This window comes from Pseudophaeobacter sp. C1-32P7, assembly GCF_041008775.1.
Classification (GTDB): Bacteria; Pseudomonadota; Alphaproteobacteria; order Rhodobacterales; family Rhodobacteraceae; genus Phycobacter; species Phycobacter gallaeciensis_A.
Genome location: NZ_JAXGFR010000002.1, coordinates 25,468 through 51,722 on the forward strand (window position 1 = coordinate 25,468; position 26,255 = coordinate 51,722).

24 protein-coding genes are annotated in these 26,255 nt (G+C 61.7%); 18 read left to right on the forward strand and 6 right to left on the reverse strand.

Features of this window, described 5'->3' with window-relative positions:
- Positions 1-47 precede the first annotated feature (47 nt).
- A complete protein-coding gene (locus SM763_RS02995; protein WP_065270677.1) occupies positions 48-833 on the reverse strand; it encodes an inositol monophosphatase family protein in 786 nt (261 codons plus the stop codon).
- A gap of 244 nt (positions 834-1,077) precedes the next feature.
- Here SM763_RS02995 and SM763_RS03000 point away from each other — a divergent pair, with 244 nt between their 5' ends.
- Positions 1,078-2,118, forward strand: a complete 1,041-nt coding sequence (locus tag SM763_RS03000) for an NADPH-dependent curcumin/dihydrocurcumin reductase (RefSeq protein ID WP_065270678.1) — start codon at positions 1,078-1,080, stop codon at positions 2,116-2,118.
- Positions 2,119-2,184: 66 nt separating this feature from the next.
- Here the strand turns inward: SM763_RS03000 and SM763_RS03005 are convergent, their stop codons facing one another.
- Entirely contained in the window at positions 2,185-3,090 is a 906-nt protein-coding gene (locus SM763_RS03005) for a LysR family transcriptional regulator (RefSeq protein WP_274828422.1), read from the reverse strand.
- A gap of 94 nt (positions 3,091-3,184) precedes the next feature.
- On the opposite strand from SM763_RS03005, the gene metF reads away from it, so the two are divergent.
- Positions 3,185-4,054, forward strand: coding sequence for a methylenetetrahydrofolate reductase [NAD(P)H] (gene metF, locus SM763_RS03010; RefSeq protein WP_065270680.1), 870 nt, complete (start codon positions 3,185-3,187; stop codon positions 4,052-4,054).
- 102 nt (positions 4,055-4,156) lie between these two features.
- Positions 4,157-4,648: a PaaI family thioesterase gene (locus tag SM763_RS03015; RefSeq protein ID WP_347510128.1), complete on the forward strand. Its 492-nt coding sequence runs from the start codon at positions 4,157-4,159 to the stop codon at positions 4,646-4,648.
- A gap of 17 nt (positions 4,649-4,665) precedes the next feature.
- On the opposite strand, the gene SM763_RS03020 is transcribed toward SM763_RS03015, so the two are convergent.
- From SM763_RS03020 to SM763_RS03030, 3 genes are read right to left on the reverse strand one after another with little or no spacing between them, the layout of a single operon-like run.
- Complete coding sequence (locus tag SM763_RS03020; RefSeq protein WP_065270682.1) at positions 4,666-5,748, reverse strand: T6SS phospholipase effector Tle1-like catalytic domain-containing protein; 1,083 nt, start codon at positions 5,746-5,748, stop codon at positions 4,666-4,668.
- Positions 5,726-8,023, reverse strand: coding sequence for a xanthine dehydrogenase family protein molybdopterin-binding subunit (locus tag SM763_RS03025; protein WP_347510127.1), 2,298 nt, complete (start codon positions 8,021-8,023; stop codon positions 5,726-5,728). Before SM763_RS03025 ends, SM763_RS03020 begins: the two co-directional genes overlap by 23 nt.
- 42 nt (positions 8,024-8,065) lie before the next feature.
- Positions 8,066-9,223 (reverse strand): type III PLP-dependent enzyme, encoded by a 1,158-nt coding sequence (locus tag SM763_RS03030; protein ID WP_368997552.1) that lies wholly within the window; start codon positions 9,221-9,223, stop codon positions 8,066-8,068.
- Between the two features lie 132 nt (positions 9,224-9,355).
- Between SM763_RS03030 and SM763_RS03035 the strand changes: the two genes are divergently transcribed.
- The 15 genes from SM763_RS03035 to SM763_RS03105 all read left to right on the forward strand — a co-directional run bounded on the left by SM763_RS03035 (position 9,356) and on the right by SM763_RS03105 (position 25,341).
- On the forward strand, positions 9,356-9,799 hold the full coding sequence (locus tag SM763_RS03035) for an Lrp/AsnC family transcriptional regulator (protein ID WP_065270684.1): 444 nt from the start codon (positions 9,356-9,358) through the stop codon (positions 9,797-9,799).
- A 331-nt stretch (positions 9,800-10,130) separates the two neighbouring features.
- Positions 10,131-13,268: a valine--tRNA ligase gene (locus SM763_RS03040; protein ID WP_368997554.1), complete on the forward strand. Its 3,138-nt coding sequence runs from the start codon at positions 10,131-10,133 to the stop codon at positions 13,266-13,268.
- A gap of 172 nt (positions 13,269-13,440) precedes the next feature.
- The gene (locus SM763_RS03045) at positions 13,441-13,734 is read left to right on the forward strand and encodes a DUF1330 domain-containing protein (RefSeq protein ID WP_065270686.1); all 294 of its coding nucleotides are present in this window, start codon (positions 13,441-13,443) and stop codon (positions 13,732-13,734) included.
- A 41-nt stretch (positions 13,735-13,775) separates the two neighbouring features.
- Positions 13,776-14,258 carry a tellurite resistance TerB family protein gene (locus SM763_RS03050; RefSeq protein ID WP_065270687.1) on the forward strand — a complete coding sequence of 161 codons (483 nt, stop codon included), beginning with the start codon at positions 13,776-13,778 and terminating at the stop codon, positions 14,256-14,258.
- Entirely contained in the window at positions 14,240-14,680 is a 441-nt protein-coding gene (locus SM763_RS03055) for a tellurite resistance TerB family protein (RefSeq protein ID WP_065270688.1), read from the forward strand. Before SM763_RS03050 ends, SM763_RS03055 begins: the two co-directional genes overlap by 19 nt.
- Positions 14,677-15,459 carry a phosphate/phosphite/phosphonate ABC transporter substrate-binding protein gene (locus SM763_RS03060; RefSeq protein WP_274832550.1) on the forward strand — a complete coding sequence of 261 codons (783 nt, stop codon included), beginning with the start codon at positions 14,677-14,679 and terminating at the stop codon, positions 15,457-15,459. The genes SM763_RS03055 and SM763_RS03060 overlap by 4 nt, the downstream gene beginning before the upstream one ends.
- Before the next feature lie 202 nt (positions 15,460-15,661).
- Entirely contained in the window at positions 15,662-16,408 is a 747-nt protein-coding gene (locus tag SM763_RS03065) for an ABC transporter ATP-binding protein (protein ID WP_274832609.1), read from the forward strand.
- A gap of 44 nt (positions 16,409-16,452) precedes the next feature.
- The gene (locus SM763_RS03070) at positions 16,453-17,163 is read left to right on the forward strand and encodes a transporter substrate-binding domain-containing protein (RefSeq protein ID WP_065270690.1); all 711 of its coding nucleotides are present in this window, start codon (positions 16,453-16,455) and stop codon (positions 17,161-17,163) included.
- Between the two features lie 128 nt (positions 17,164-17,291).
- Complete coding sequence (locus SM763_RS03075; protein ID WP_347509672.1) at positions 17,292-18,173, forward strand: ABC transporter permease; 882 nt, start codon at positions 17,292-17,294, stop codon at positions 18,171-18,173.
- The gene (locus SM763_RS03080; RefSeq protein WP_274832549.1) at positions 18,170-18,976 is read left to right on the forward strand and encodes an ABC transporter permease; all 807 of its coding nucleotides are present in this window, start codon (positions 18,170-18,172) and stop codon (positions 18,974-18,976) included. Before SM763_RS03075 ends, SM763_RS03080 begins: the two co-directional genes overlap by 4 nt.
- 148 nt (positions 18,977-19,124) lie before the next feature.
- Complete coding sequence (locus tag SM763_RS03085) at positions 19,125-20,444, forward strand: glutamine synthetase family protein (protein WP_065273508.1); 1,320 nt, start codon at positions 19,125-19,127, stop codon at positions 20,442-20,444.
- Positions 20,445-20,501: 57 nt separating this feature from the next.
- Positions 20,502-21,182, forward strand: a complete 681-nt coding sequence (locus SM763_RS03090; protein ID WP_347509670.1) for a type 1 glutamine amidotransferase — start codon at positions 20,502-20,504, stop codon at positions 21,180-21,182.
- A complete protein-coding gene (locus SM763_RS03095; RefSeq protein ID WP_065270694.1) occupies positions 21,182-22,540 on the forward strand; it encodes a glutamine synthetase family protein in 1,359 nt (452 codons plus the stop codon). The genes SM763_RS03090 and SM763_RS03095 overlap by 1 nt, the downstream gene beginning before the upstream one ends.
- Positions 22,541-22,613: 73 nt before the next feature.
- On the forward strand, positions 22,614-23,924 hold the full coding sequence (locus SM763_RS03100) for an NAD(P)/FAD-dependent oxidoreductase (protein ID WP_347509669.1): 1,311 nt from the start codon (positions 22,614-22,616) through the stop codon (positions 23,922-23,924).
- A gap of 208 nt (positions 23,925-24,132) precedes the next feature.
- Positions 24,133-25,341, forward strand: a complete 1,209-nt coding sequence (locus tag SM763_RS03105) for a DegT/DnrJ/EryC1/StrS family aminotransferase (RefSeq protein WP_274838508.1) — start codon at positions 24,133-24,135, stop codon at positions 25,339-25,341.
- 208 nt (positions 25,342-25,549) lie between these two features.
- Here SM763_RS03105 and phaR read toward each other — a convergent pair whose 3' ends face one another.
- The gene (gene phaR, locus SM763_RS03110; protein ID WP_065273509.1) at positions 25,550-26,116 is read right to left on the reverse strand and encodes a polyhydroxyalkanoate synthesis repressor PhaR; all 567 of its coding nucleotides are present in this window, start codon (positions 26,114-26,116) and stop codon (positions 25,550-25,552) included.
- Positions 26,117-26,255 lie beyond the last annotated feature (139 nt).

The window sequence follows — 26,255 nt, forward strand, 5'->3', positions numbered from 1 at the left end:
ATTCTTGTGGACGTCCTGGGGATAACCCCGGCACCCCTGTCTTGGGATCAGCCCCGGATCACTTTCGCAAAGGCTTCGAACATCGGCTCGTTCGCGCAGACGACTTCGCCGGATTCGAGAATGCTCTCCTCGGGGTCCAGTGCCTCGATCAACCCGCCGGCCTCTTTGACGATGATGATGCCAGCCGCCATGTCCCAGGCGTTCAGGCGACGTTCCCAGAACCCTTCGTAGCGGCCAGCCGCAACATAGGCCATGTCCAGCGCCGCAGCGCCCCAGCGGCGCACACCGGCGCAGGCGGGCATCAGCCGCGCCAGATCCTGCAGGGTCGCAGGCAGATCCGAGCGGCCACCAAACGGCAGCCCGGTTGCAAAGATGGATTCGATCATCCGGTGACGGCCAGACACCCGGATGCGGGTATCGTTCATCCAGGCACCGGCGCCCTTTTCGGCAAAGAACATCTCGTCCTTGGCCGCGTCATAGATCACCCCGGCCACGATCTTGCCCTTGTGCTCCAGCGCGATCGAAATCGCCCAATGCGGCAGGCCGTGCAGGAAGTTGGTGGTGCCATCCAGCGGATCCACGATCCAGCGGCGGGTGGGATCCTCGCCGGGGGTCTCTCCGCCCTCTTCGGCCAGCCAGCCGTAGGTCGGGCGCGCGCCCATCAGCTCATCCTTGAGGATCTTTTCCGCGGCAATATCCGCCCGGGACACAAAGTCACCCGCGCCTTTCATCGAGACCTGAAGGTTCTCAACCTCGCGAAAGTCTTTCACGAGGGAGCGGCCTGCCTTGCGGGCGGCCTTGATCATCACATTAAGGTTCGCGCTGCCAATCATATCTGCAGACTCCTGTGTCGGTCGGGGAGATGCCGGTCAAACCGTGCCTATACGCGCCCTGCCCCTTCTTGCCAAGAGCCAATACCCTGCAATTCCGGGACAGCGCCTTTGCCTTCTTTGCCGTCGGGTTATTTTCGAGGATGGTTGCATTCCGCAAAACTGAACTACACAGTTCAGATAAGCCGCATCGCCCCAGTGAGACACAGGTGAGACGGACAGTGACACAATGGATAGGGAGATCCAAATGACCGAACAGATGCAGCGTATCGTGCTGGCCAGCCGCCCGGACGGCGAGCCCACGGATGACAATTTCCGCCTTGAAACCGTTGACCTGCCGCAGCCCGGCGAGGGCGAAGTGCTTGTTAAATCGCACTATATGTCGCTGGACCCCTATATGCGTGGCCGCATGGACGATGCCAAATCCTATGCCGCGCCGGTGCCTATCGGCGGCACCATGGAGGCCGGCGCCGTGGGTGAGGTCATCGCGTCGAACAGCCCGCACTTCAAACCGGGCGATTTCGCCTTTGGCATGCTGGGTTGGGCCAGCCACGGCTGCCTGCCAGCCAAGGAACTGCGCAAGCTGGATCCGGCGCAGGGTCCGATCACTGCAGCGCTTGGCGTGCTGGGCATGCCCGGTTTTACCGGATGGCATGGCTTGACCGCCTATGGCCGACCTGAAGCGGGCGAAACCCTGGTGGTGGCCGCCGCTACCGGTCCCGTTGGTTCAATGGTCGGACAACTGGCCAAACTGGCAGGCCTGCGCGTTGTCGGCATCGCGGGCGGCGCCGACAAATGCAAACTGGCGACCGAGACCTTCGGCTTTGACGCCTGCCTGGATCACCGTGCCTATGCGGATGCGAAATCCCTGCGCAAGGATCTGGCCGAGGCCTGCCCCAAGGGCATCGACATTTATTTCGAAAACGTCGGCGGCAAGGTGCTGGAGGCGGTGCTGCCGCTGATGAACCCGCATGGACGTATCCCGATCTGCGGCATGATCGCCTGGTACAACGCCGGCGGTCTGGGCGCAGGCGCATCGGATGTGGCGCTGACCGGGCCGAACATCTGGCGCAATATCCTGGTGAAATTCCTGTCGGTGAACGGCTTCATCATCTCGAATCATTTCGACCGCTACCCGGAGTTCCTGAAAGAAGTCGCGCCCAAGGTTGCCTCGGGTGAGATCCGCTTCCTTGAGGACATCGCCACTGGTCTGGAAAACGCCCCCGAGGCGTTCCGGTCGCTGCTGAAGGGCGGCAATACTGGCAAGCAGATCGTCAAACTGATCTGACCGCCTGTTTACGTCCAAGAAACCGCCCCCGCCGAGATCAGCCCGGCGGGGGCACTGCCAAACGCGTTATTGCTGCTGAAGCTTGCGCGCCTCGACCTTGGCCAGGCGGATCAGCTCTTGCATATAGGGCTTTTCGCGGTCCTCGCTGCGCACCGCAGCATAAAGCCTGCGGGTAATCCCCTCTGCGGTCAGCGGCCGGGTCACATAGTCCGAGGAATACTTGACCTCGCGCACCACCCAATCCGGCAGAACAGACACCCCCCGGTTCGACGCCACCAGCAAGAGGATCACGGCAGTCAACTCGACCTGACGGATAGACGCAGGCTCGACCCCCGCCGGTGTCAGGAGCTGGCTGAACACATCCAGACGGGATTTTTCCACCGGATAGGTGATCAGCGTCTGATCCCGGAAATCCTCAGCCTCGATATAGGGTTTTGCCGCCAGCGGGTTCTGCGATGAGGCGACAAAGACCGGTCGGTAATCAAACAACTCGATGAATTCGACGCCCGGCAGCGTATCCGGGTCGGAGGAGACCACCAGATCCACCTCTTCCTTTTGCAGCGCGGGAAGTGCGTCAAAGGCGAGGCCCGGGCGGATATCCACATCCACGTCCGACCAGCTTTTGCGAAAGGCCTCAAGCACGGGGAACAGCCATTCGAAACAGGCATGGCATTCGATGGCGATATGCATCCGCCCGGCGTGACCCTCGCGCAGGTTGGAAAACTCGGCCTGTGCGGCCTCGACCTGCGGCAGCACCTGTTCGGCCAAACGCAATAGCCGCAGCCCGGCAGGCGACAGTTTCATCGGCTTGGAGCGGCGCAGGAACAACTCCACCCCCGCTTGTTCCTCCAGCCCCTTGATCTGATGGCTGAGCGCGCTTTGCGTGATGTTCAGCTGCTCGGCCGCGCGGGCCAGACCGCCGGCTTCGTGGATGGCCTTGATCGTGCGCAGATGGCGGAATTCGATGTGCATTCTATCGCGTCGCTCATGTTGTTCTTGAGAATTATGAGTTTGTCTCACAATGCTGCGTGTGCAACAAGAGGTCAAATCAGTCGGAGATCCCCTAATGAAGACCCCTGACATCTCGTTCGAGTTCTTTCCGCCGCAGTCGCTTGAGGCTTCTTTCCGCCTTTGGGACACGGTTCAGGTTCTGGCACCGCTGGACCCGCGTTTTGTATCTGTCACCTATGGCGCCGGTGGCACCACCCGCGATCTGACCCGCGATGCGGTGGCGACGCTGCACAAATCCTCGGGCCTTAATGTGGCCGCACACCTGACCTGCGTGCAGGCGACCAAGGCCGAAACGATGGAGATCGCGGACCGCTTTGCCGAGGCAGGCGTGTCTGAAATCGTTGCCCTGCGCGGGGACCCTCCCAAGGGCGAAGGCAAGTTCACCCCGCACCCCGACGGGTTCGCCAATTCGGTTGAACTGATCGAGGCCCTGGCGGACACCGGAAAATTCACCGTGCGTGTCGGCGCCTACCCCGACCAGCACCCCGATGCCGCAACCGCCCAGGCCGATGTCGACTGGCTGAAGCGCAAGCTGGACGCAGGCGCGGACGAAGCGTTGACCCAGTTCTTCTTTGAACCCGAAACCTTCTTCCGCTTCCGCGATGCCTGCGAAAAGGCGGGCATTGACGGCTCGAAACTGACGCCGGGCATTCTGCCGATCGAGAACTGGAAAGGCGCCCGCAATTTCGCCCGCCGCTGCGGCACCAAGATCCCCGCCTGGGTCGAGGATGCCTTTGAAAAGGCGCTGCGCGATGACCGCGCTGATCTGCTGGCCACCGCGATGTGCAGCGAGCTCTGCACCGAGTTGCTGGAAGGCGGCGTCGAGAAGCTGCATTTCTACACGCTGAACCGTCCCGAGCTGACCCGCGATGTCTGTTTCGCCCTTGGCATCACGCCCAAGGTCTCGCTCGAGAACGTGGCGTAAGACTTGCTGGCGCCGTAAGCCGCGCCTAGCCTCATTCCAAAATGGAACTCTGATTGCCCGGCCTTGGCGCCGGGCACTTCAATTGGATGGGGCATCTCTTTCATGTTCATTGCAAAATCGCCTGCGGACCTGCTGTCGATGTCGGAAATTACCCAGCTTTCGGGCCTTGAATTCATGCAAGGTATTCTGGATGGCAAACTGCCCGGCCCGCCCATCGGTGCGCAGCTGGGATATGCTCTGCACGAGGTTGGCGAAGGCCGCATTGTCTTCCGCGGCACGCCGGAGTTTTCCATGACCAACCCCATGGGCACCGTTCATGGCGGCTGGTATGGCACGCTCTTGGACAGCGCCATGGCCTGCGCGGTGATGACCCGCGTGCCCAAGGGATCCGCCTATACGACGCTGGAATACAAGATCAACATCCTGCGCTCAATTCCACTGGGCGTCACGGTGGATTGCATCGGCGTTACCGACCACGTGGGGCGCTCGACCGGCGTGGCCCATGGTGAAATCCGCGGCGTCGAGGATGGCAAGCTCTATGCGACAGGTTCAACCACCTGCATCGTGATGAAACTGCCCGATCCGAAAGGCTGATCAACCCGCCGCGCGCCTCAGCGTGCTGCGCGCGAGGGCCAGAACAGGCGCCAGGCCGAGCGCTTTTCCTTGATCACAAAACCCTTAGCACTGCTGTGCAGACGCTCGCTCGGGTCCTTGCCCACCGGACGGCGACTGCGCAGCAAGAAGATCTTACCCCAGCCGCGCCAGGTGCCGACCGATGGCGCGCCGGGATCCACCGGGAACCGCATGCGCCAATCCTGCGGCAGCGGCAATCCGCAATCCTCGGCCTTTTCCAGCATCCAGACCAGCGACAGGTTCGCGAGCGGCCGCGCCGCCTCAAAACCGCCAAGCTGCCCGCCCACATCCCCATGGGCGCCGCGGAACCACATCTGCTCCACCCGACCGTTGAACCCGTCGGGACAGGACCACAACACCGGGGCAAAGACGTCGCGGGTCTCCTCCAGCGCCAGCGCATGATAGCCATTCTTCACATGCGGCCCCAATTCATCGTTGTGAAAGCCATGCGGGTCCTTGGACCAGCGCCACAGCACCGGCAGACGAAAGCCCAGTGCCTTGACCGTGTCCCAGACGCCGATCATTTCGATCTGGGTTTCAGCGTGGCAATAGGCATCGTGAAAGGCGCGCGCGATCTCCGCGTCCTGCCCCTGCTGGTAATGGCGGTAGGCGGTGCGAATATTGCGTTCGGTGGCGTGTTCGGGCCGCAGCAGGCCCACCTCGCCGATCACACCGGCCAATGAGCGTACCGCATAGGCCCCGCGGCTGTATCCGATCAGGAAAATACTGTCGCCAGGCCGGTAGCGCGAGGCGAGATAGCCATAGGCACGACGGATCTGCCGGTTGATCCCAGTGCCCACCATGACATCCCGCGCACTGGACCAGCCAGTCCACTGCACGCCGGTTTCGTAGAATACGGAAACTTCCGGGCCGACCTCCTTGCACAGAAGGTAAGTCTGCCCGGCATGGGATTCATGGCCCGGCCGCAGCGAGGTCATGGTCCCGTCCAGAATGATCACATGGGCCTGCGGCCCGCGCAGCGCGGTCTCGGCGGAATGCTCGGACCTCAAAGGCCGTCCGAGCCATCCAAAGACACGTTTACTCAGCTGCGACAGAGACATCCCTTAGCACTTCCCATAGTTTCAACGGCGTGAACGGCATGTCCATCTGGTGCACACCACGTGCCCAGACCGCATCCTGCACCGCATTGGCGACCGCCGCCATGGCGCCCACGGTTCCGGCCTCGCCGCAGCCCTTCATCCCCATCGGGTTCTGGGTCGAGGGCACGGCCTCAGTCGCAAAGCCGATCATTGGCATATCTGACGCCCGTGGCATGGCATAGTCCATGAACGTTGCCGTGAGCAGCTGCCCCTCTTCGTCATAGACCACATGTTCCAGCATTGCCTGACCCAGGCCCTGCGCAACACCGCCATGCACCTGCCCTTCGGCCAGCGCCGGGTTGATCAGGTTACCAAAATCATCCACCACAGTGTAGCGGTCAACCTCGGAAGCGCCGGTTTCGGGGTCGATCACCACCTCACAGATATGAGCCCCGTTCGGGAACGAGCGCCCCGGCAACGTGGCCCGCGCCGAGTGACGCAGCAACTCGGTCCGGCCCTGCGCGCGGGCCATCTCGGCCGCTTCAAGAACGGTCGGGGTAACGTTAGATCCCGGCGCGCGGAAGGTTTCACCATCAAATTCGATTGCGTCTTCCTCGACGCCCATCTCATCGGCGAGGAAAGGCGTAAAGGCCGCGACCATCGCATCGACGGTGGCAAGGGTGGCATTGGCCTGCGTGGTGACCGAGCGCGACCCGCCGGTGCCGCCGCCCTTGGCGATCAGGTCACTGTCGCCCTGCACCACATGGATCTGGTCTGCGGGAATGCCGGTCTGATCCGCAAGGAACTGCGCGTAAACGGTTTCATGCCCCTGTCCGTTGCTTTGCGTGCCGACATAGATATTCACCCGGCCGTCCTCCAGAAACTCCACTTCCGCGCCTTCCGAAGGATCACCCAAAATGCTTTCGATATAGTAACACAGGCCGACGCCCCGCAGCTTGCCCGATGCTGCATCTGCAGCCTTGCGGGCCGGATAGCCTGCCATATCAGCCTCTTCCGCGGCGCGGCTCAGCACCCGGTTGAAATCGCCGACATCGTAGCTTTCGCCAGTGACGGTGGCATAAGGAAAGGCTGCCGGGGCGATGAAATTGCGCCGACGCAGCTCCCAGGGATCGACGCCAAGTTCACGCGCGGCCCGGTCCATCACCCGCTCCAGCACATAAATCGCCTCGGGGCGGCCCGCGCCGCGATAGGCATCGACCTGGGTGGTGTTGGTATAGATCCCTTCGACACGCAACCAGGCGGTCTGGATGTCATAAACCCCGGCCAGAACGCGGCTGAACAGGGTCGTCTGGATGATCTGGCCAAAAGGCGCGTTATAGGCGCCAAGGTTGCAGCGGGTGTTGACCCGATAGGCGGTGATCTTCAGATCCGCATCAAAGGCCAGTTCCGCCAGCGAGGTCAGATCGCGCCCACCATTGTCCGACAGCATCGATTCCGTGCGGTCCCCAACCCAAAGCACCGGTCGTCCCAGAACCTTTGCCGCATGGGCGACAGCATAATATTCCGGATAGGGCTGCGATTTCATGCCAAAGCCGCCGCCCACATCCGGGGTCACCACATGTACCTGTTCTTCTTCAAGGCGCAGTTTCTTGGCGAGGTTGGATTTGACGCCCCAGACGCCCTGCCCGCCAAAGGTGAAATGCAGACGGTCGTCCTGCCATTCGGCGAAACAGCCGCGCGGCTCCATCGAGTTGACGATAATCCGGTTGTCCTCGACCTGCAGCGCCACGGTATGGGCGGCCTCGGCAAAGGCAGCCTCGGTTGCGGCCTCATCGCCCATGCCCCAGTCAAAGCCGAGGTTGTCCGGCACATCCGGGTGCAGCGGCTCACCGCCCGGCGCGATGTCCATTTTCACCGGCAGGTCGTCAATTTCCAGCTCGATCAATTCTCCGGCATCACGGGCCTGATCCATGGTTTCGGCTACAACAACCGCCACAGGTTCGCCCACGTGACGCACGCGATCATGGGCCAGCATCGGCCGATGCGGTGCCGCCGCGCCCGATCCGTCGCGATTCTTGATCAGGATGCCATCGATTCCGGTGTCATAGCCCGCCTCAAGATAGTCGGCGTAGGTCACCACCATCTGCACGCCCTGGGCGGCGCGGGCATCTTCGACGTCCAGACGGGTGATCGTGCCATGCGCCACGGGGCTTCGCAGAACCCAGCACCGCAAGGCGCCCTGGGGCGCAGAATCCTCGATATAGCGGCCGTGTCCTGTCAGGAACCGGACATCCTCGACCCGTTTCACCGGCTGGCTTTTTCCGAACTTTTCCATGCTCATCCCCTTCGCGCGCTCAGTGCTGCTTTGGGGCCGACATTAGCCGTGCTGGCCAGCTTGTCCAGAGAGCTCGATCACGGTGGCCACATCCGAAAGGCCATAGCCATTGAATTGCGTGCTCATGGCGGAAGAATAAGCACCAAGCCCAGGGAACAGCACATAATCGCCTATCACGCTGTCTTCGGGCAACGGCAGACCATCCGGCAGACGGTCCAGACTGTCGCAGGTCGGGCCGAACGCGATGCGCGGTTTGCGCGGCGCCGACCGGTGCTGCCCCTCGGCGCTGACCACGGTCACCCGCCCCGGCAAACCCATGTCGCGGATGTCGACCAGCCCGCCATAGATCCCATCGTTGAGGTAGACCACGCCGCCGCCCTGGCGGAGGCCTTTGATGCGGGCGGCAAGGGTAAAGGCCTCAGACACCATCGCCCGGCCCGGCTCGCAGATCAGCTCTGGCGCGGCGTCACCAAAGGCATCGCGAACCGCAGTCCCAATGGCGGAAAACACCGTCTCAAGATCCGGCGCCACGCCATCGCGGTTGGCGGCAAAGCCACCGCCGACGTTCAGTCGCGCCACCTTTACCCCGGCGGCATCGACGATCCGGCGGGCGGCGTGGATATATTCGACCCAAGCCGAGGCATCCTCGCATTGGGTGCCGGGATGAAAACACAGGGCCGGTGTCCAGCCCTCTGCCGCCACCCGTTGCAGCAACGCGATCGCCTCTTCCGGGGCGGCACCGAATTTGCTGCCAAAATCATAGGCTGCGCCCTCGACCGGCAAGGCAAAGCGCACCGCGATCTCGCAGGTGCGCGGCACATCGGCCAGTTTGGCCAGCTCGCTCGCCTCATCCACCGACCAGCTGGCCACGCCATGAGAGATACCCGCCGCGATTTCCACATCCGAACGCACCGGGTTATTGTAATGCATCACCGCATCCGCACTGGCCGCGCGCACCGCCTCCATTTCCGCTGGCGAGGCCACATCAAAGGCCGACACACCTGCGGCAACCAAATTGGACAGAACCGCAGGATGGGGGTTCGCCTTGACTGCATAGGTCACCAGCCCCGGAAAGCCGGTCAGGAACCGGTCCGCCACCTCGTGCAGCACCCGCGGCGAGAAATAGAGGATGGGATGATCCGGCTGCCGCCGCGCAAGATGCGTTTCGGGGTCAAGCCAGAGCGGGGGAATATGCTGCATAAGATCAAAGCCTTGTTGGACGGACTGCGTGCCGATTGACGGTTTTCTTGCATTTTCGCCCGGTTGCGCGTCGATTTCCCCCGTCACTATTGATATTATGACGGTAATTCCCGTCATTATGGCGCACACAAAATGCAGATAGACGAAACAGATCAGCGACTTCTGGCGCTTTTGCGCGACAATGCCCGCCGCCCGGTGGCCGAACTGGCGCGTCACCTCAATCTTGCGCGCACCACCGTTCAAACCCGGATCGAACGGTTGGAAACGCTGGGCGTTATCGCAGGGTACACGCTGAAAATCTCCCCTGCAGTGCGCCCGCCCCTGCAGGCGACAGTGCTGATCTCCATCGAACCGCGCAGCGGCCCCGAGGTTCTGGCCCGTCTGCGCAGCCTTCCGGGGGTCGAAGTGGTGCATACGACCTCGGGCCGGTTCGACCTGCTGGCGCAGGTCGTGGCGCAAACCACGGATGAACTGGATGAAACCATCGACCGCATTGGCGAGGCGCGCGGCGTTCGCTCTTCAGAAAGCCTGATCCACCTGTCGACCAAACTGGACCGCAGCGGCAGCCGGGGCTAGGCGCCGCCCCCATCCTTCAACACAAGCGAAAACAGAATTTACGGGGTGCCAAAAGTAGTGCGCCCGGCCGACTTTGCGGGCATCCGCATCAAAGTCTGGCCGGGCGTCTCGTGAATGGCGGACCGAGGGGAGGACCCGCTGTTCTCTTCGTAAACGACCTTAGCGGCTCAGAGTTAAACCACCGTTACCGCCCCGCGCGATGACGGCGCCAAAACCCGCATTATTCCCCCCGCCTGCCTTATTTTCCTGCCCGCCTTGGCACTTTCCCTTTGCCGCCCCGTTCTATATGGGAGAACGCGACGAAAAATGACACGCACGCAGGACCAAACCGATGGCGATGGAAAAGACATTCAACGCAGCCGAAGCCGAAAGCCGTCTTTACGCGGCCTGGGAAGAGGCGGGCTGTTTCAAGGCAGGCGCAAACGCGAAGCCCGAGGCTTCCACCTATTGCATCATGATCCCGCCCCCCAATGTCACCGGCGTCCTGCACATGGGCCATGCTTTCAACAACACGCTGCAGGACATCCTGATCCGCTGGAAACGCATGCAGGGCTTTGACACCCTGTGGCAGCCTGGACAGGACCACGCCGGCATCGCCACCCAGATGGTTGTGGAACGCGAACTGGCGAAAAACCAGCAGCCCTCCCGCGCCGAACTCGGCCGGGAAAAGTTCCTGGACAAAGTCTGGGACTGGAAAAGCCAGTCTGGCGGCACCATCGTTAACCAGCTGAAACGCCTCGGCGCCTCCTGTGACTGGTCGCGCAACGCCTTCACCATGTCCGGCGCCCCCGGTGCCCCGGAAGGCGAAGAGGGCAACTTCCACGATGCCGTGATCAAGGTCTTCGTGGAGATGTTCAACAAGGGCCTGATCTACCGCGGCAAGCGGCTGGTGAACTGGGACCCGCATTTTGAGACCGCGATTTCCGACCTTGAGGTGGAGAATATCGAGGTTGCGGGCCACATGTGGCACTTCAAATACCCTCTCGCGGGCGGTGCAACCTATACCTACGTCGAAAAGGACGAGGACGGGAATGTCACGCTTGAGGAGGAGCGCGATTACATCTCCATCGCCACTACCCGCCCCGAAACCATGCTGGGCGATGGCGCCGTGGCCGTGCACCCCGATGACGCGCGCTATGCCCCCATCGTAGGCAAGCTGGTCGAGATCCCAGTGGGCCCCAAGGAACACCGCCGCCTGATCCCAATCATCACCGACGAATACCCCGACCCCGACTTCGGCTCGGGTGCGGTGAAGATCACCGGCGCACATGATTTCAACGACTATCAGGTGGCCAAGCGCGGCGGCATCCCGATGTACCGCCTGATGGACACCAAGGGCGCGATGCGTGCCGATGGTGCGCCTTACGAAGAGGCCGCAACCACGGCCATGGCCGTCGCCAAGGGCGAACAGACCCTTTCGGAGGCCGAAGCCGACGCCATCAACCTGGTGCCTGAGGACCTGCGCGGTCTGGACCGCTTTGAGGCCCGCAAGGCCGTGGTGCAGCAGATCACCGACGAAGGTCTCGCCGTGATGGTGAAAGAGGCCAAGACGGACGACGAGGGCAACCTTGTCGAAACCATGGTGCCGCTGGTCGAGAACAAGCCGATCATGCAGCCCTTTGGCGACCGCTCCAAGGTGGTGATCGAACCGATGCTGACCGACCAGTGGTTCGTGGACGCTGAAAAGGTCGTCGGCCCGGCGCTGGACGCCGTGAAGGACGGCACCGTCAAGATCCTGCCGGAATCGGGTGAGAAGACCTATTACCATTGGCTGGAGAACATCGAACCCTGGTGCATCTCGCGTCAGCTGTGGTGGGGCCACCAGATCCCGGTCTGGTACGGCTTTGACCTCTCCGGCGAAGGGTTCACCGATGACGAGGGCGACGGCGCGCTTGATCTGGTCGAAAGCCTGCGCCTTATGTGGGAGCAGAAGCTGCTGATCGGCGAAGAGCCGCGTCATTGCGCCGCCGATTTCGACAGCGTCAAACCACAGTTTGACGACATTCTGGTTGGCCTGCCGACACCGCTGAACCACGCGCAGGTGGTTGAAGTCGAAACCCGCGCCGATGCGGTCAAGGCCTTTGCCGCCGCGCTGGCCGAGTATGAAACCACTCAGGATCCGACCAAACTGGTCTACCCGGTCTGGCGTGACCCCGATGTGCTCGACACATGGTTTTCCTCCGGCCTCTGGCCAATCGGCACGCTGGGCTGGCCTGAACAGACCGAGGAACTGGGCAAATACTTCCCGACCTCGACGCTGGTCACCGGGCAGGACATCCTGTTCTTCTGGGTTGCCCGCATGATGATGATGCAGCTGGCCGTCGTGGATCAGATCCCGTTTGACACCGTCTACCTGCATGGCCTCGTGCGCGACGCCAAGGGCAAGAAGATGTCGAAATCCACCGGCAACGTCATCGACCCGCTGGATATCATTGACGAATACGGCGCCGATGCGCTGCGTTTCACCAATGCGGCGATGGCGAGCCTCGGCGGGGTGCTGAAGCTCGATATGCAGCGGATCGCCGGCTACCGGAACTTTGGCACCAAGCTGTGGAACGCCATCCGCTTTGCCGAGATGAACGAGGTCTTCACCGATGCGGTGCCGCAGACCGATGTGGCCGATCTGAAGCCCGCGCAGGCCGTCAACGCCTGGATCATCGGCGAAACCGCCCGCGTGCGTGAGGAAGTGGATGCGGCGCTAGAGGCCTATCGCTTCAACGATGCGGCGCAGGCGCTTTACGCCTTTGTCTGGGGCAAGGTCTGCGACTGGTATGTGGAGCTGTCCAAGCCATTGTTGCAGGGTGAAGACGCCGCAGCCCAGGCCGAGACCCGCGAGACCATGCGCTGGGTCATGGATCAGTGCCTGATCCTTCTGCATCCGATCATGCCCTTCATCACCGAAGAGCTGTGGGGCCAGACCGGAACCCGCACCAAGATGCTGGTGCATGTTGATTGGCCCGCCTATGCCGCCGCTGACCTGGTCAATGCCGAGGCCGACCGGGAGATCAACTGGGTGATCTCGGTCATCGAGAACACCCGCTCTGCCCGCGCGCAGATGCATGTGCCTGCGGGCCTCAAGGTCGCCATGTTGGTGACCGAGATCGACGAGGCCGCCCAAACCGCATGGGACCGCAACGAGGCGCTGATCAAACGCCTTGCGCGGATCGACAGCCTGACCAAGGTCGACAGCCTGCCGAAGGGCTGTGTCTCGATCTCGGCGCCCGGCGCTTCCTTCGGCCTGCCGCTCGCCGATATCATCGACATCGACGAGGAAAAGGCACGCCTTGAGAAAACCCTTGGCAAACTGGCCAAGGAACTTGGCGGCCTGCGCGGACGGTTGAACAATCCGAAGTTCGTGGCCTCCGCCCCCGATGAGGTGGTGGAAGAAGCGCGCGAGAACCTTGCCACCCGCGAAGAGGAAGAAACCAAGATCAAAGAGGCGCTTGCCCGCCTTTCTGAACTCGGCTGACATACCCCTTGAAGCCGCCCGCGCAAAACGGGCGGCTTTCACTAGGCGCAACCCCGTTATTTAACGAATTTTTTAGATTTTCCGGAACCGAACGGGGAAATTCAGGCCAAGGCGGCCATTGTTTTTGTGTCGCTTCTGTTTCAGCTTATCAAAAAGACAAAAAGGATTCCGAATGCCAAAGGGATATTGGGTTGCCCATGTCGATGTTGACGATATGGAGCGTTACAAGGACTACGTGGCGGCCAACGCGGCGCCCTTTGCCGAATACGGCGCGAAATTCCTGGTGCGCGGCGGCGCGAAAGAAGTCCGCGAAGGACAAACACGCGCCCGTACCGTCGTGATCGAATTCAAGGATTTCGACACCGCAAAGGCCTGCTACGACTCGGTCGCCTATCAAGACGCCAAGGCGCTGCGCGATCCGGTCTCGACCGGCGACATGGAAATCATCGAAGGCTACGACGGTTAGAAACTGTTGGCCCCACCGGCGTTGCAGGGTATCCTGATCTCATGCTCAAAAAGCTCTTTCAAGCCTTCCGCCCGCCGCAGCCCCCGGCGCTGCCGGATCCCGACGCTGAACTGGCCCTCGGGGCGCTGATGGTGCGCGTGGCGCAATCCGACCGGGAATATCAACTGGAAGAGATCAGCCTGATCGACCGGATTCTGGCGCGGTTATATCAGCATAACGCCATTGAAGCGGCCAAGGTGCGCGCCAGCTGCGAAAAATTGCACGCCGCAGCGCCCGAGACCGATACATTCGGCCGCCTGATCCGCGAAACCACCGGGCTTGACGAACGGCTCGCGGCGCTGGACGCCCTGTGGGAAGTGGTGCTTGCGGATGGCGACGAACACGAGGGCGAAGTCAAGATCGTGGAAGACGCCCGCAAGGCCATGGGCCTGTCCTATGCCGACAACGAAACCGCGCGGGAGCGGGCGCGCCGCAAACTCGCCAACGCCTCAGAGGAAACTCAGACTTGTTCCAGGACCTCCTGAACCGCCTTCTGTCCCCCGCGAAAGTCACCCTCGCGGATGAGGACGCCCGACTGGCCCTCTGCGCCCTTCTGGTGCGCGTCGCACGATCGGATCACAACTACTCCGAAGAGGAAAAGGACCGGATCGACCGCATCAACCAATCCCGCTACGGGCTGGACATGGGAGGCGCGATCCTGCTGCGCGAAGAGGCAGAGGCGATGGAGGCCGAAGCCCCCGACACCGTCCGTTTCACCCGCGCCATCAAGGATGCCGTGCGCTACGAGGACCGCACCGCGGTGATCGAGGCGCTGTGGATGGTCGCCTTGGCTGACGGCCACAGGGATGACAGCGAGGATACGTTACTCCGGCTCTCCTCCAGCCTGCTTGGGGTGAACGACCGGGACAGCGCCCTGGCCAGACAACGTGCGGAGGCTGCACTGTGATTGCTTTTCTTGGAATGTACGACCGCCCGGAAACCGCCGAGGCCAATGACCGTTTTTGGGCGGCAATACGTGAGGCCCTGGCCGGTGAGTGGGACGTCCCGGAGGCGCTGGACCGCAAAAGCGATCCCTGGAGCGCCTGGACGGCAAAGAACCTGCTGCTGGCCCAGACCTGCGGCTGCCCGCTGCGCACCCGTCTATACGGCGAGGTACAGCTGATCGGGACCGCCGATTACGGCCACGCAGGCTGCGCGCCGGGGCATTACTACAGCGTCTTTGTTGCCCGCAAGGATGCAGATGTCTCCCGCCTGAGCCAGCTTGATGGCAAGATCTTTGCCTATAACGACGGCCTGTCGCAATCCGGCTGGGCTGGACCGCTGATCCACATGCAGGATGAGGGCATGTTGCCGGGCGAGTTGCTGGAAACAGGCAGCCACCGGGACTCCGCGCTGGCCGTGGCAGAGGGGCGCGCCGATTTTGCTGCCCTAGATGTCCTGTCCTGGGAAATGATGCAGAAATACGACGATTTCGCCGCCGACCTTCAGGCCTTTGAGCGCACCGCGGAGACCCCCGGCCTGCCCTTTATCACGGCCATCGGGAACGCTCCGGACGTGCTGTACAAGGCGATTGAAACCGCGATTTCCAACCTCGACGAGGACACGCTGGCGACGCTGCACCTCAAGGGCATCGTACAAATTCCCATGTCCGATTATCTGGCGGTGCCGACACCGCCCGGCCCGGTGCTGACCGGACAAAAGATCCGCGCCCGCGCCAAGGCCTGATGCATTGTCCGTTTTGTCGGCAGGCCTGACCGTTTCGCAGGAAACCACGGATCTTTGTGCGGTTTGAACATTGCAATTCGGCTTTTTTTGGGTCCAATAAGACAAAATTTTATCCAACCGGACGACGCGCACCTTGACCGAAACAACGACCAAAGCAACGCCTGCGAGCAAAACTGCACCCGACGCCACTCCGGTTCTGGAGATGCGCGGTCTGCATAAATCCTATGGCGATCTGGAGGTCATCAAGGGCGTCGACATCACCGCCCCGCGCGGCGCCGTGGTGTCGCTGATCGGCTCATCCGGGTCTGGAAAATCGACGCTGCTGCGCTGCTGCAACCTTCTGGAAGACAGTCAGCAGGGGGAAATCCTGTTCAAGGGCGAGCCGATCAAATGGGTCGGCAGCGGCCTGAACCGTCGCCCTGCCGACGCAAAACAGGTTCTGCGCATCCGTACCAACCTGTCGATGGTGTTCCAGCAGTTCAACCTGTGGTCCCATATGACCATCCTGCAAAACGTGATGGAGGCGCCGCTGACGGTGCTGAAACGCGACCGCGCCGAGGTTGAAGCCTCTGCGCGCAAATATCTCGACAAGGTCGGCATCGGCGACAAATGCGACGTCTACCCGGCGCAACTGTCGGGTGGCCAGCAGCAGCGCGCCGCCATCGCCCGCGCTCTGTGCATGGAGCCCGAAGCCCTGCTGTTCGACGAACCCACCTCGGCGCTCGACCCGGAATTGGAGCAGGAAGTCGTCAAGGTGATCAAGGATCTGGCCGCCGAAGGCCGTACCATGATGATCGTGACCCACGACATGAAGATGGCAGAGGACGTCTCCGATCACGTCGTGTTCCTGCATCAAGGATTGATCGAGGAGCAAGGCACCCCGGCCGAGGTCTTTGGCAACACCAAATCCGAACGACTGAAGGCTTTCCTGTCTTCGACCAAACGCTAAAACCAATAAAACGACCAATAACCAACCAAAACGGGAGTATACTCATGAAATCCATTCTTCTCGGCACCGCCGCCCTGGCCCTGACTGCGGGCGTGGCACTGGCAGATACCGTGCGTCTGGGCACCGAGGGCGCCTACCCTCCCTACAACTTCATCAACGACAAGGGTGAAGTGGACGGGTTCGAGCGCGAGCTGGGTGACGAGCTGTGCAAACGCGCCGAGCTGACCTGCGAATGGGTCACCAACGACTGGGATTCGATCATCCCGAACCTGACCTCGGGCAACTACGACGCCATCATCGCGGGCATGTCGATCACCGAAGAGCGTGAGGAAGTCGTCGACTTCACCCAAGGCTACACACCGCCGTCGCCCTCGGCCTATGCCGCGATGTCCAGCGATGTGGACCTGACCGGTGGCATCATCGCCGCCCAGACCGCAACCATCCAAGCCAACCACGTGGTCGACACCGGCGCGACCCTGGTGGAATACCCGACCCCGGATGAAACCATCGCAGCCGTGAAATCCGGCGAAGCCGATGCCGTTCTGGCCGACAAGGATTACCTGGAACCGGAAGTCGAAGCCTCTGACCTTGTCTTCGTCGGTGACGATGTACCGCTGGGCGGTGGCATCGGCATGGCCTTCCGCGAAAGCGATGACGAGCTGCGCGGCAAGTTCGACGCCGCCATCACCTCGATGAAGGAAGACGGCAGCCTGAACGAGCTGATCACCAAATGGGAAGTCGGCGGCACCTGGTAAGCCACGCCTGCCCTTTCCAAGAGACTGGCAAAGGGGGGCACTGCTCCCCTTTGCTGTATTCCCCCCGTTGCGCGCATGATCCGGCTCCGTCAGGAGGGATGCGGGTGACATAGACGACGAGGTCAGCCATTTTCGCCTATTGCTCAGACCCGGCCACCCTGGAGGGCCTCCAGTGGCTGTCATGTTACCTGACCACCGGAAAGCACATGGGATTTTATCTCGCTTTCGGGACGGTCCTGCTGCTGCTCGCCATCACTGCGCCGCTGGCGCTCCTGTTCGGCTTTGGTGGCGCTATCGCAGCCCGCTCTCACTTCCCGCCCCTGTCCTGGTTCGGCAAGGGATACATCGCCATCGTGCGCGGTGTGCCCGACATTGCCTTCTTCCTATTCTTCGTCATCGCGCTGGATCAGGGAATTGAATGGCTGCGCCACAAGGTCAAATGCCCGGACTGGGATCAACCGATCCGCCAGGGCAGCGATTTTCTGGTCTGCGACATCGCCAAGATGCCGCTGGGCACCTCACCGCAGTGGATCCACGAGGTCTATGGCTTCTCCCTTGCGGTGGTGACCTTCGCCATCGTGTTCGGCGCCTTTGCAGCCAACGTGCTCTATGGCGCGATGAACGCGGTGCCGCGACCGCAGATCGAAACCGCCGAGGCCTATGGCATGACACGCAGGCAGGCCTTCTGGCGCATTCAGGTGCCGCAGATGTGGACCTATGCCCTGCCCGGCCTGTCGAACCTCTGGATGGTGCTGATCAAGGCGACGCCGCTGCTGTTCCTTCTGGGCGTCGAGGATATCGTCTACTGGGCGCGTGAACTGGGCGGCTCCAAGACGGCCAAGTTCACCGATTACCCGCACGGCGACTGGCGCATGTGGTATTTCCTGGCGCTGCTGGTCTTCTATCTCGCCTTTACCAAGGTGTCAGAGGTGGTGCTGGCCCGGATCACGACCCGCCTGTCGCATGGGCAAGCCACCCTGGGCGGCGAAGCGCAGAGGAAAGCCAAATGAGCTGTATCGAGACCATTCAGGCCTACGCCTTCCGCTCACTTGGCTACGGGGAACGCCTGCTGCCGCGCAGTGATTTCACCCTGTGCGAACATTTCACCCTGATCGGTTCGGGGATGATCTGGAACATCTATTTCGGCACCCTTGCGGTGATCACCGGTTTCTTCTTTGCCAACCTCCTGGCGGTGGCGAAGAACTCCTCCTCCGCGGTCTGGCGCAAACCGGCAGAGTGGTTCATCTTCGTTTTCCGGGGATCGCCACTCTTCATCCAGTTCTTCTTTGCCTATTTCCTGTTCCTGGAAATGAAGGGCTTCTCGCCCATTCTTGATGCCTTCTCCTCGGCCTGGTTGGGGGCGCTGGTGGTGCTGTTCTTCAACACCTCGGCCTATAGCGCCGAGATCTTCTATGGTGCGCTGCGATCCATCCCCAAGGGCGATATCGAGGCGGCGGACGCCTATGGCCTGTCGGGCTGGCACCGGTTCCGGCGCATCATGTGGCCGACGATGATGCGTCTCGCCTGGCCGTCCTACACCAACGAGGCGATTTTCCTGTTCCACGCCACGACGCTGGTCTTCTTCTCCGGCTTCCCAGCCTGGCGGCAAAAGGGCGATGCGCTCTACTACGCGAATTACTTTGCGGACAAGACCTTCAACCCCTTTGTGCCCTATCCGATCCTAGCCTTCTATTTCATCCTGCTGACGCTTTTGATCATAGGTCTGTTTGGCCTTGTGAACAAAAGACTGAACCGGCACGTACCGAAGGAAAGACGGGTCAAAATGCGGTTCAGGCCAAGCCTTATCCGCTGAACGCCGCCACGGAATAGCACTTTGAAAATGGCTCCTTCGGGGGCCATTTTTTGTGCGCAGGCGCGGCTGCGACAATTTTTGATCAAATTTTGATTGCGTCTTTACGCGGCTCGGGTAGAACTATGGTCAGAAACAATGGAGCCCCCCCATGGACCTGTCCGGCCTCAGAACCGTCCGCATTGCCGCCTGTGACATGAACGGACAGATGCGCGGCAAGCGCATGCCCGCAAGCGCAGCACATAAGCTGGATGATGGCACCGCGCGCATGCCGGTCTCGGTGCTCAACGTGGATATCTGGGGGCGCGACATCGAAGACAGCCCGCTTGTGTTCGAGACCGGCGATGCCGATGGCATCCTGCTGCCCACGGACCGGGGCGCCGTGCCCATGCCCTGGCTCAGCACGCCGTCCGCCCTGGTTCCGATGACCATGATGCTTGAGGATGGAACGCCGTTCATGGGCGACCCCCGTCAGGTTCTGGCTCACGTTCTGCAGCGCTATGCGGCACGGGGATGGAGTGTGGTTGCTGCCACCGAGATGGAATTCAACCTTGTGGATGATGGCGGCGCCCAACCCGGCCCGCCGATTGATCCGCTCACCGGACGCGAGCTAGACCAGCAATCGGTTCTGTCGGTGGCCGAGCTCGACGCCTTTGACGCCTTCTTTTCCGATGTCTACGAGGGCGCCGAGGCGATGGGCATTCCCGCCAAGGACGCCATCTCCGAAGCCGGCCTCGGCCAGTTCGAGATCAACCTTGACCATCAGGATGCCATGCGCTGCGCCGACGATGCCTGGCTGTTCAAGGCCTTGATCAAAGGTCTGGCACGCAAACACGGGTTTGCGGCGACCTTCATGGCGAAACCCTATGCCGAGGAAGCCGGTAATGGCATGCACGTGCATTTCTCAGTGGTCGATGAGGCTGGAAACAACATTTTCGACAATGGCACCGACGCCGGGTCAGAGCTGCTCCTGAACGCGGTGGCCGGCTGTCTGGCCGCAATGCCCGCCAGCACCCTGATCTTTGCGCCCCACGGCAATTCCTATGACCGGCTGATCCCCGGCGCCCATGCACCAACCAGCGCGGCCTGGGCCTATGAAAACCGTACCGCCGCAATCCGCATTCCCGGCGGCAGCCCCAAGGCGCGCCGGATCGAACACCGCGCCGCAGGCGGGGACATCAACCCCTACCTGATGCTGGCCACTGTACTTGGCGCGGCCCTTGTCGGGATCGAGGACGCAATGCAGCCGCCTGCCCCCTCGAGTGGGAATATCTATGACATCAAGGGCCTGCCGCAGCTTGCCGCGACATGGCAGGAAGCAATCGACCTGTTCGAGAGCGATCCCATCATCGCCCGCATCCTGCCAAAAACCGCGATCCGCAATCTGGTGATGACAAAACGGCAGGAACTGGAGGAATTCGCCCGCCGCCCTAAAGAGAGCCACTGGCTGTCCTGGCTCGAAGCGGTATGATCCCTTGCCTGGCCTTTATGGCTCGGCTACAGTAAATTTGATCAAATTTGGTGACCCATGAAAATCGGCATTCTGCAAACCGGCCATGCCCCGGACGACCTGATCGACAGCTCAGGTGATTACGACCAGATGTTCTGCGACCTGCTGGCCGGGCACGGTTTTGAATTTCAGACCTGGGCCGTAGTCGATGGGGCGTTCCCGGACGGTCCCGATGCGGCGGACGGCTGGATCATCACCGGATCCAAACACGGCGCCTATGAAGACCACGACTGGATCCCGCCGCTAGAGGAGTTGATCCGCAAGATCGACGCCGCGAAACGCCCCATGGCAGGGATCTGTTTCGGACATCAGATCATCGCACAGGCCCTCGGCGGCAAGGTCGCCAAATTCGATGGCGGCTGGGCGGTGGGTCACGTGACCTATGAACAGGACGGCCAGCCGGTGACCCTGAACGCCTGGCATCAGGATCAGGTTGTGACCCGCCCCAAAAACGCCCGGGTGCTGGCCGGCAACGATTTCTGCGAAAACGGAATCCTAGCCTACGGTGACCACATCTGGACCGTGCAGCCCCACCCGGAATTTTCCAACAGTTTCGTACAGGGGCTGATCGAGAAACGCGGCCGCGGCGTAGTGCCGGCCCCCATTCTGGAGGGCGCAGCCGCAGGCCTCAGCACCCCCGTAGACAACCTTAAGATCGCAACCTTCCTCGCAGAGTTTTTGAAGAAAGAGAGGACCTGATGTCCGCCTGGCTCGATACGCTTCCCGACGCCGCCAAATCCTACCTGGAGGGCCGTCGTCTTGACGAGGTGGAATGCGTTATCTCGGATCTGCCGGGCATCGCCCGCGGCAAGGCTGTCCCGGCCACCAAATTCGCCAAGCAGGAATATTTCCACCTGCCCGACAGCATCTTTTACCAGACCATTACCGGGGACTGGGGTGAGGCCGCCGACGAGGATGGCTTCATCGAAAAGGACATGACGCTTTATCCCGACATGACCACCGCCACGGCGGCGCCGTGGACCGGGGACTGGACGCTTCAGGTCATTCACGATGCCTTTGACCGCGACGGCAACCCAATTGCCTGCTCGCCCCGCAACGTGCTGAAACGCGTTGTGCAACTCTACCACGACAAAGGCTGGGAGCCGGTGGTGGCACCCGAGATGGAGTTCTTCCTGGTTGCCCGCAACGTCGACCCGGCCCATGAGATCAAACCGATGATGGGCCGCTCGGGCCGCCCCGCGGCGGCGCGACAGGCCTATTCCATGACGGCCGTGGACGAATTCGGCCCGGTGATCGACGATATCTACGATTTCGCCGAGGCACAGGGGTTCGAGATCGACGGCATCACCCAGGAAGGCGGCGCCGGGCAGCTGGAAATCAACCTGCGCCACGGCGATCCGGTGAAACTGGCTGATGAGGTCTTCTACTTCAAACGCCTGATCCGCGAGGCCGCGCTGCGCCACGACTGTTTCGCCACTTTCATGGCCAAACCGATCGAGAATGAGCCCGGATCGGCCATGCATATCCACCATTCGATCATCGACAAGGCCACCGGAGAGAACATCTTCTCCGGACCGCAAGGCGGTGAAACCGACGCCTTCTATCACTTTATCGCCGGTCTGCAGAACCACCTGCCCGCCGGGATCGCAGTGATGGCACCCTATGTGAATTCGTACCGCCGCTACGTGAAGGATCACGCCGCGCCGATCAATCTGGAATGGGGCCGCGACAACCGCACCACCGGCATCCGGGTACCGCTGTCCAGTCCCTCGGCCCGCCGGGTGGAAAACCGCCTCGCTGGCATGGATTGCAATCCCTATCTGGGGATCGCCGTGTCGCTGGCCTGTGGCTATCTTGGCCTGATCCAGGAGGAGCGCCCGCGCCGCCAGTTCAAGGGCGATGCCTACGAGGGCGAAGGCGATATTCCGCAGGTCATGGGCCAGGCTCTGGATCTGTTCGATACGGCCACCGAACTGCACGAAATCCTCGGCCCCGAGTTCGCGCGCGTCTATGGCATCGTCAAACGCAGCGAATACGAGGAATTCCTGCAGGTGATCTCCCCCTGGGAGCGTGAACACCTGCTGCTGAACGTCTAGGCAGCAACCGTTCCTGCCCACTTCCCGACCACCGTGCCGCTGCTGCGGCGCGCCCGCCCGCATGAGGTAATCTATGGCTTTGAACCTGCTTTATTCCAACGACCGCAAGGGTCAGTACCCTGCCAGCTGGTACAATGCGACGGCAACAGAGCAAAAGCCCTATGACGCCCTGCGCGGGGATATACGGGCCGATGTCTGCATCGTCGGCGCGGGCTACACCGGCCTGTCCGCCGCGCTGCATCTGGCGGAGGCAGGCATGGAGGTTGCGCTTCTCGACGCTCACCGCGTCGGCTTTGGCGCCTCCGGGCGCAATGGCGGGCAGCTCGGCAGCGGACAGCGAATGGATCAGGAAGATCTGGAAAGCTTCATGGGCGAAGCCGAGGCCCTGAAGCTCTGGCGGCTGGGGGAAGAGGCCAAGGATCTTGTCAAATCCCTGATCGCCCGGCACGATATCGACTGCCACCTGAAACCCGGCGTGGCGTGGACCGGCTCCTCATGCAGTGAGGTGTCGCATCTGCACGACTATGCGCGCCACCTGCAGGATTGGTACGGCTACGATCAGATCGAAGTTCTGAACGACGACGCATGCCTCAAGCTTTGCCCTTCGCCCGATTACAAGGGGGGCTTTCTGGATCATGGCGCCGGGCATCTGCACCCGCTGAACTATGCGCTTGGCCTCGCCCGCGCAGCCGAGGCCGCAGGCGCCAAGATATACGAGCAGAGTGAGGCACTGGAGATCACCGAAGGCGCCGAGGTCACTGTGCGCACCGCCGAAGGCACGGTCACGGCAGACCACCTGATCCTGGCCTGCAACGGCTATCTTGGCGGTCTCAACCGTCAGGTCGCGGCCAAGGTCATGCCGATCAATAATTTCATCGTCGCAACCGAGCCTTTGGGGGATCGCGCTAATCAAGTGCTGACCCGCGACGTGGCGGTGGCGGACAGCAAATTCGTGGTCAACTATTTCCGCCTCAGCCATGACAAGCGGCTGCTGTTCGGCGGCGGCGAAAGCTATGGTTATCGCTTCCCCGCCAATATCGAAGCCGTGGTACGCAAGCCGATGCATCAGATCTTTCCGCATCTGAGCGACGTGCGCGTCGATTACGCCTGGGGCGGCACGCTGGGCATCACCATGAAACGGATGCCCTATCTGGCACGGCTGGCGCCAAATGTCCTGTCGGCCTCCGGCTATTCTGGCCATGGGGTCGGCACCGCCACCCACGCCGGGCAATTGATGGCGCTGGCCATTCAGGGGCAGGCCGAAGGTTTTGACACCATGGCGCGGGTTCCCGCTCCGGCCTTCCCAGGCGGACCGCGCATGCGCTCACCGCTGCTGGCCCTCGCCATGACCTGGTACGCACTGCGCGACCGGCTTGGTATCTGATCCGGCTCTGATCCCCTCCTCTTTTACCATCCCCTGCCGGGACCGACGGCCAGAACGCACCCCGTGCCTTCTGGCCGTTGTCGCTCTGCGCGCCTTCGCAACAGTTCTGTGAAATTTTCACCCCTGCGCCGGGAAATGCACCGTCGGCCTTGGCTTTGCGCGCCCATTGTTTTAGATTTATGAAATGATCCATTTGGGAAATTGAAATATGACGCAGCCACCGAATGTTCACGACGCCGAACCGATCCCCGCAGCAGCCCGCGAAGCCATTGATGCGCTGATGCAATCCGGCGATCTGTTTCGCTATACCGCGCCCCAGGATGCCCCTGTTGCCCTGCTGGAACAGGAATTCGCAGAACTCATTGGCTGCAAATATGCCCTCGCCGTCTCTTCCTGCTCGGCTGCGCTGTTCCTGTCGCTGAAGGCGCTGGACCTGCCGCGCGATGCCCGCGTCCTGATCCCCGGCTTCACCTTCGCCGCGGTGCCCTCTTCGGTGGTACATGCCGACTGCGTTCCGGTCCTCTGCGAAGTTGGCGAGAACTACCGCATCGACATGGCCGATTTTGAGGCCCGTCTGGATCAGGATATCGCGGCTGTCATCATCAGCCACATGCGCGGTCACACCTCGGATATGGACGCGATCATGGCGCTTTGCGATGCGCGCGGCATTCCGGTGATCGAAGATGCGGCGCATTCGCTTGGCACCACCTGGAACGGTCAGAACATCGGTACCATCGGCCGGATCGGCTGCTTCTCCTTCCAGTCCTACAAGATGCTCAACGCAGGTGAAGGCGGCATCTTGATCACCGATGATGCCGAACTGGTCGCCCGCGCGGTCATCATGTCCGGCGCTTATGAGCACAACTGGCAAAAGCACAAAGGCCCCCGCGGCGAAAACACCCCGGATCTGGCGCAGGCCTTTGCCAAGTGGCAGAACCAGCTGCCGCTTTATAACCTCCGGATGAGCAATCTGTCGGCTGCCGTCATCCGCCCGCAGATCCCGGAACTGGCCCGCCGGGTCCGCGATGGTCTGAAGAATCACGATTACGTCGCCGCCCGTCTGAACGCCGCGCCCTATTTCGATGTGCCCGCCCCGCTGGCGCCCGAACAGCGCGCCCCGGATTCGATCCAGTTCAATCTGGTTGGCATGACCGAGGACGACATCAGGGCCTTCTCCAAATCCGCCGCGGAAAAAGGCGTCAAGGTGCAGGTCTTCGGCCTCTCCGAGGACAACGCCCGCGCCTTCTGGAACTGGCAGTTCCTCAAGGACCTGCCCGAGCTGCCGCAGACCCGCGCAATGCTGATGAAAGCCTGCGACGTGCGCCTTCCGGTCCGCCTCACCAAGGATGAGCTGGACGTGATCGTCGACATCCTACTCACTGCCGCCAGCGAAACCATGGAACGGGTCGCCGCCTGAACCGGCCCGGCGGTCTGCTCCGCCGGGCGACCGCCCGGCGCCGAGCCCAACGGATCCGGATCCCCCAATGGGGTGTCCGGGATCGGGTGGGAGCCTACCGCCCCTTGCAGACTTATCGCGCAGTAAAGCCTGACCCTAGATACGAAAAAACCCGGGCTTGCCCCGGGTTTTTCTCTTTCATCGGATCAGACGCTTTCTCGTGCGTCCGTCACTTTATCTTCGAAAGCTTGTCCTGCAATTCGCTCAGCTGGCGCTTGATCGATTCCAGATCTTCTTCGCCATCAGCATCCGATTTCGCGCCTTCCGGTTCCGGGCCGCTGCCGCCGCTCCAGCCGCCGGACAGGCCACCGGTCATTGCCTTGAGGAAAGCTTCCTGCTGAACCTTCATCGCTTCGAACCCCGGCATGGTGGCCATCGGGTTCATCGCCGACATGTTTTCCATCATCTTGGACTGGCTGTCGCGCAGCATATCGAATGAGGTCTGCAGGAACTGCGGCATTACCCCGCCGCCTGGCACCATATAGCTGCGGACCAGATCATTCAGCACATTCACCGGCAGCACGTTTTCTCCGCGGCTTTCGTGTTCTGCAATGATCTGCAGCAGATACTGGCGTGTCAGGTCGTCCCCCGTTTTCAGGTCGACGATCTGGACCTCGCGTCCATCCCGGATAAACCCAGCAATATCCTCCAGCGTGACGTAGTCGCTGGTCTCCGTGTTATACAGCCGACGGCTGGCGTAGCGTTTGATAAGCAGGGGTTTTTCCTGTTCCGCCATGGTCATACCTCCCCAGACATGATGCATTGCAGAAACCCTATGCGAGCGCAGAACAAAAGAAAAGCCTCGCGCCGCTTTGGAAAACAATTGTTCTCACTGTCCCTCTGATCCGCCTTTGTGAACCATCGGTCAAAACTGT

Bases quoted from the DNA above. Each gene is read 5' to 3' on its own strand.
- SM763_RS02995 (WP_065270677.1), bottom strand. From the start codon at position 833: ATGATTGGCAGCGCGAACCTTAATGTGATGATCAAGGCCGCCCGCAAG.
- SM763_RS03000 (WP_065270678.1), top strand. From the start codon at position 1,078: ATGACCGAACAGATGCAGCGTATCGTGCTGGCCAGCCGCCCGGACGGC.
- SM763_RS03005 (WP_274828422.1), bottom strand. From the start codon at position 3,090: ATGCACATCGAATTCCGCCATCTGCGCACGATCAAGGCCATCCACGAA.
- metF (WP_065270680.1), top strand. From the start codon at position 3,185: ATGAAGACCCCTGACATCTCGTTCGAGTTCTTTCCGCCGCAGTCGCTT.
- SM763_RS03015 (WP_347510128.1), top strand. From the start codon at position 4,157: ATGTTCATTGCAAAATCGCCTGCGGACCTGCTGTCGATGTCGGAAATT.
- SM763_RS03020 (WP_065270682.1), bottom strand. From the start codon at position 5,748: ATGTCTCTGTCGCAGCTGAGTAAACGTGTCTTTGGATGGCTCGGACGG.
- SM763_RS03025 (WP_347510127.1), bottom strand. From the start codon at position 8,023: ATGGAAAAGTTCGGAAAAAGCCAGCCGGTGAAACGGGTCGAGGATGTC.
- SM763_RS03030 (WP_368997552.1), bottom strand. From the start codon at position 9,223: ATGCAGCATATTCCCCCGCTCTGGCTTGACCCCGAAACGCATCTTGCG.
- SM763_RS03035 (WP_065270684.1), top strand. From the start codon at position 9,356: ATGCAGATAGACGAAACAGATCAGCGACTTCTGGCGCTTTTGCGCGAC.
- SM763_RS03040 (WP_368997554.1), top strand. From the start codon at position 10,131: ATGGCGATGGAAAAGACATTCAACGCAGCCGAAGCCGAAAGCCGTCTT.
- SM763_RS03045 (WP_065270686.1), top strand. From the start codon at position 13,441: ATGCCAAAGGGATATTGGGTTGCCCATGTCGATGTTGACGATATGGAG.
- SM763_RS03050 (WP_065270687.1), top strand. From the start codon at position 13,776: ATGCTCAAAAAGCTCTTTCAAGCCTTCCGCCCGCCGCAGCCCCCGGCG.
- SM763_RS03065 (WP_274832609.1), top strand. From the start codon at position 15,662: ATGCGCGGTCTGCATAAATCCTATGGCGATCTGGAGGTCATCAAGGGC.
- SM763_RS03070 (WP_065270690.1), top strand. From the start codon at position 16,453: ATGAAATCCATTCTTCTCGGCACCGCCGCCCTGGCCCTGACTGCGGGC.
- SM763_RS03080 (WP_274832549.1), top strand. From the start codon at position 18,170: ATGAGCTGTATCGAGACCATTCAGGCCTACGCCTTCCGCTCACTTGGC.
- SM763_RS03085 (WP_065273508.1), top strand. From the start codon at position 19,125: ATGGACCTGTCCGGCCTCAGAACCGTCCGCATTGCCGCCTGTGACATG.
- SM763_RS03090 (WP_347509670.1), top strand. From the start codon at position 20,502: ATGAAAATCGGCATTCTGCAAACCGGCCATGCCCCGGACGACCTGATC.
- SM763_RS03095 (WP_065270694.1), top strand. From the start codon at position 21,182: ATGTCCGCCTGGCTCGATACGCTTCCCGACGCCGCCAAATCCTACCTG.
- SM763_RS03100 (WP_347509669.1), top strand. From the start codon at position 22,614: ATGGCTTTGAACCTGCTTTATTCCAACGACCGCAAGGGTCAGTACCCT.
- SM763_RS03105 (WP_274838508.1), top strand. From the start codon at position 24,133: ATGACGCAGCCACCGAATGTTCACGACGCCGAACCGATCCCCGCAGCA.
- phaR (WP_065273509.1), bottom strand. From the start codon at position 26,116: ATGGCGGAACAGGAAAAACCCCTGCTTATCAAACGCTACGCCAGCCGT.